Source organism: Sinorhizobium americanum, assembly GCF_001651855.1.
Lineage (GTDB): Bacteria > Pseudomonadota > Alphaproteobacteria > Rhizobiales > Rhizobiaceae > Sinorhizobium > Sinorhizobium americanum.
The window spans coordinates 1-5077 of the sequence record NZ_LNQC01000017.1 but is presented as its reverse complement, the minus strand read 5'-3'; the positions used below and the strand labels follow the sequence as shown (position 1 = coordinate 5077).

The 5077-nt window shown below is 63.5% G+C and carries 3 protein-coding genes; 2 read left to right on the top strand and 1 reads right to left on the bottom strand.

Annotation, left to right across the window (positions count from 1 at the left end; all coding sequences use genetic code 11):
- The first annotated feature begins 233 nt into the window (after positions 1-233).
- Positions 234-3371, top strand: coding sequence for a PAS domain S-box protein (locus tag ATC00_RS00150; protein ID WP_037390600.1), 3138 nt, complete (start codon positions 234-236; stop codon positions 3369-3371).
- Between the two features lie 14 nt (positions 3372-3385).
- On the opposite strand, the gene ATC00_RS00145 is transcribed toward ATC00_RS00150, so the two are convergent.
- Positions 3386-3778 (bottom strand): response regulator transcription factor, encoded by a 393-nt coding sequence (locus ATC00_RS00145; RefSeq protein WP_037390607.1) that lies wholly within the window; start codon positions 3776-3778, stop codon positions 3386-3388.
- A gap of 409 nt (positions 3779-4187) precedes the next feature.
- Here ATC00_RS00145 and ATC00_RS00140 point away from each other — a divergent pair, with 409 nt between their 5' ends.
- Positions 4188-4823, top strand: a complete 636-nt coding sequence (locus ATC00_RS00140) for a response regulator transcription factor (RefSeq protein ID WP_064251572.1) — start codon at positions 4188-4190, stop codon at positions 4821-4823.
- Positions 4824-5077: the final 254 nt, after the last annotated feature.

Genomic DNA, 5077 nt, shown 5'->3' with positions numbered 1-5077 from the left:
CTGCCCCCGCAACCAAATCACAAGCAACATCAAGGGCTCCGAGATTCTCGGAGCCCTTTTTGCGTTCTGCCCCGCGCGACCCAAGCAATCCGGCGAAGCCGGCACAAGCAGATCCGCCGAACCTCTCATCGACCCGCCTCGCTCGCGCCGATCGACGGCTGTGGATTGCCGGAGCCCATCCGCGAGCGCAATATAAGCAACGGAGAATATTAATCCGGGGGAACTCGGGGATCATGTTACGGCACCGCTTAATCCTCCTCGTCGCAGGCGTCGTTCTTGTTCTATGTCTCGCATTGGCCGGTTTGTGGATTTGGACCGGGAACTTTATCGTCTCCATCACGTCGGAGCGCCTGATCCGAGAGGTGACGCAAGCCGTCAATCGCGACGTGGGGCATCGGGTGCGCACCGCCGAGAAGGCTGTGTCCCGCCTTGCCAACGATCTTCTCCGCCGCGATGTAGCGCTCCGCGATCGGGAGGCGGTCGCACGGGAGCTCTATGCGCTGCTGACCGACGAGCCCGATGTCGATTGGATGTTCTTCGGCAACGAGGATGGCGGCCTCGTTTCGGTCGGACGGCTGGCGGATTCGAGCGTCGTATTTTTGATGACCGATGATTTTCGCGCCGGCGTCGTGCGCGAGTTCGAAGCCCTGGAAGGCGGCAGGATCGGTCGTTTGCGCAAGTCGGAAGCGCCGTTCGATGCGCGCGGGAGGACCTGGTACGCTGAGGCGAAGAAGACGGGTGCACGCTATTGGACGGAGCCCTATCTGGGTGTGGCCGAGCCGATTCTGGGCACCTCGGTTTCCGCCCCGGTCTTCGACAAGGACGGCAACGTCGTCGGGGTGGGCGGGATCGATCTCATCCTCACGCAACTTTCCAGGTCCCTGCAGACGCTCGATGTCGGCGACAATGGCCGTGCCTTCATCATTGACGCCAGCGGACATTTGATCGGAGCGTCCGGAGGCGTGTCGCCCGTCACCATCGGCGCAGATGGTGGGCATGTGCGCCTGCTGGCATCTGAAGCCACCGATCCCATCGTCGGCGCGGCCGCCGACTACCTTGCCCGCTATCCAGCCGTCGCCGGGTCCTCGGCTGAGCCGAGCGTGTTTTCCTTCAGCGATCCTGAGCACGGCACGATCTTTGCGGCGGTGGATCGGGTCGAACCGGCTGCACTCGACTGGACGATCGTCTCGGCCGTGCCGGCTTCGGATTTCTTGACACCTGTGTTCCGCGCGGCCCTTCTCTCCATCGGCATCGGCGCCATCATCATCGCCGGCTTCGTGGTGCTTGGGCTTGTGGTGGTCGGACGCACCTTGCGGCCGCTGACTGCGCTGACGCAGGCGGCGCATGCGATAGCGAGCGGGGAGTGGCGGGACGTTCCAAAGGTTCGCCGGAAGGACGAAGTCGGACTGCTTACCGAAGCCTTCACTCTCATGACCTCCCGCCTCAAGGAGACGCTGGAGGGGCTGCGTCGAAGCGAGGCCAACTTCGCGGAAGCGCAGCGCGTTGCCCATGTCGGCTATTGGGAACGCGATCTCGGCACGGATTGTCTCACCTGGTCGGAGGAGACATACCGCATCTTCGGGCAGACGCCGCGCGCAGGCGCGGTCAGTCTCGCCGAAGCGGTCGAACGGATACATCCGGAGGATCGGTCGAACTGGAGCAAGGCGGCCACCGAAGCCGTACGTGGCGAGTCACGTTACGACCTCGAGTACCGCATCGTCCGGCCGACCGGCGAGCAGCGCATCGTGCACAGCCAGGGCGATCTCACCAGGGACATGTCGGGCCGGCCGCTCAGCATGTTCGGAACGATCCAGGACATCACTGAACGCAAACGTGCGGAAGAGGCGTTGCGCGACAGCGAAGAACAGTGGAGGGCGGTATTCGAGAACAATCCGACAATGTATTTCATGGTGGACGCGACCGGCACGATCGTGTCCGTGAACCCCTTTGGGGCGGAGCAGCTCGGCTACGCGGTCGGCGAACTGATTGGCCGTCCCGTGCAGGACGTCTTTTACGAGGCGGACCGGGACGCCGTGATGAGGCATGCGGCCGCCTGTCTCTCACATCTCGGCGAGGCGATGAGCTGGGAGCTGCGCAAGATCCGCAAGGACGGATCGATGCTCTGGGTTCGCGAGACGGCCCGATCGATGGTGATCAGGAAGCGGCCCGTCATCCTGATCGTGTGCGAGGACATTACCGAACGCAAGCGTGCGGAAGAGGCCGCCCGGCGCAGCGAAGAGGAACTTCGCGAGGTGATTGAGACAGTTCCGGCAATGGTGTGGACCGCCTTGCCCGATGGCCGCATCGATTTCATCAATCGGCGGTGGCAGGAGTTCACCGGCCTGTCCCTCGACGGGGTTCCGCCGGCAGACTGGGAGCCCGAAGCCCGGTTCCACGCGGACGACCTCGAGCACTACATGTCCAAATGGCGTGCGTCCCTGGCGACGGGGCGCCCCTTCGAGGCTGAGGTGCGGATCCGCCGGGCGTCGGACGGCGAATATCGCTGGTGGTTCGAAAGTGCCGTGCCGCTCAGGGACGAGCACGCAAACATTGTCAAATGGTATGGTTTCCTCGTCGACATCGAAGACCGAAAGCGAGCCGAGGAAGCGCTGCAGCAGGCGCAGGCGGAGCTTGCCCATGTGACCCGCGTGACGACGATGGGCGCCCTGACCTCCTCGATCGCCCACGAGGTCAACCAGCCGCTGGCCGCCGTGGTCACCAATGCCAACGCCGCGCTGCGCTGGCTTGCAGGCCAGCCCCCGAACCTTGAGGAAGCGCGGCAGACGCTGGGGCGCATCGTGCGGGACGGCCACCGCGCCGGCGAGGTGATCGGCCGGGTGCGCGGCCTCCTGAAGAAGACGGCGACCGTCACGGCGCAGGTGGACCTGAATGGCCTCATCGAAGAATCGATAGCGCTCGTCCACGGTGAGGTCCGCGGACATCGCGTCCTGCTGCGGACCGAACTGGCTGATAGCCTTCCGCCTGTTGCAGGCGACCGGGTGCAACTGCAGCAGGTCATTCTGAACCTGGTGATGAACGGCATCGAGTCCATGAAGAAAGTGTCGGACCGGCCACGCGAGTTGCTGATCACGTCCGGGCCCGATGCATCCGGGACGGTGTTGGTGGCGGTGCAGGACACCGGCGTCGGACTGGAGCCGAAGGATGCGGAGCGTGTGTTCGAGGCGTTTTATACGACGAAGGCCGAGGGCCTCGGCATGGGCCTAGCCATCTGCCGTTCGATCATTGAGGCGCATGGCGGGCGGCTATGGGCCGAAGCGAAGGAGCCGTGGGGAGCCGTATTTCAGTTCAGGCTCCCCTCGGACTCGGGCGAAAGCGCTTCTACTGCGGTGGATGCAGAAGGACCGCCGTAGGAATCGGGCCGTGCTCAATCACTGTCGACGTTGGCCCCACGTTCCAGCGCTGAGTGGATACAGCTCAGCAGTTCCTGCTCGCCAAACGGCTTTTCCAAATAGCCGACGATGTCCGGGCCGAGCCCGCGCGCCCGCAGATTCTCGTTCGGATAGGCGGTGATCAGAACGGTCGGCATGCTTACGCCGAGATCGACGAGCCGGCGGTGCAACTCGAGCCCGCTCATGCCTGGCATGTGGATGTCCGTAACCAGGCAGTCCGTGTCGCGAAGCCGGGGAAACGCAAGGAAATCGTCGGCGGATGAAAAAGCCTCCGCGTCGAGCCCCAGCGATCTCATAAGGCCCGTGGTCGCCTCGCGCATCGACTGGTCGTCATCGACGATCGCAATGAGAGGCTTCTTCATTGGCACTGCCGCCTCCAAATACGCGATGGCGTCGAGCAGAAATCGAGCGTTGCGGAGCAGGTTGTAACTTACAGCAGCAAGCGGGGGCGACAAAGGCAGAGGAACCTATACAATGGTATAGCTCCTTCGGGAGGGGTCGTCGCGACGCGACTGAATTCCGGGCTCGCGGGTGCCGGCGATCCCACCCGGCAGGAACCCGGACGCTATGGCCGGCGGCCCCGGTCGCCCGCGTAAATCACCTTGTGGCCGGGATAATTCGGGCGCATGCTGAGCTTAGGAGACCACTTCGTTCCGCGACTGGCTGAGGAGAGGGGAGTGTTGACATCGCGTCACCGGCGCTCTGTCGTTTCGGCTCCGCGCGCTGCCGCAGCAGATTGCTTCCGCAAGAGCGGGTTCCCTGTTGGGGAGCGATGACATGACCGAGGGGCCTGCAACCGTGATCGTCATCGATGATGATCCGTCGATTCGCGAGGCGCTCGGCAGCCTGCTGCGATCCGTCGGCTTCGACGTGCAACTCCTCGCCTCGGTGAGCGACCTGCTCAGTTCAGGGCGACCCCGTGGGCCGGCCTGCCTCGTGCTCGATGTCCGGCTTCCCGGGCAAAGCGGCCTCGAATTTCAGCGTGAGTTGTCGCGGAGAAACATTCAGCTCCCGATCATCTTCATCACCGGGCATGGCGACATTCCCATGTCCGTGCAGGCGATGAAGGGAGGTGCGATCGAGTTTCTGACGAAGCCGTTCCGCGACCAGGATCTGCTCGACGCCGTTCATGTCGGCCTCGCTCGCGACCGCGCCTGGCTCGAGAATGAAAAGGCGTTGTCCACCTTGCACGCAAGTTACGAGAGCTTGACGCCGCGGGAGCGCGAGGTGATGGCTTTGGTGGTGACGGGGCGGCTCAACAAGCAGATCGCCGGCGATCTAGGCGTAAGCGAAATCACGGTGAAGGTCCACCGCAGCCAGGTGATGCAGAAGATGCGGGCGAAGTCCTTGCCGGAGCTCGCCCGCATGGCGGACAAGCTGAAGCTCGTGCCAGAAAATCCTCAAAGCTCATAGGTTCGTATAGGGCATGATGGCTTCCGGTATAGGTCATCCCCTCCGCGCCGGTATCCGAGCCGTCCTCCCGGCCAATAGCCGTAACGGACGCTTGCTGTTACCCTCAGAATACTTCTTCCCGTCGGGCCATTTGCTTCCAGATAGGCCCGCTTTGTGCCCCTCCCCGTTCCGGAGGGGCTTCTCTTTTTGGGCTGGGTCTGTCAAGCAAAGGACATCCTCTCCGCGCCTACAAGGCGCGGCGTCGGTCGTTGTCT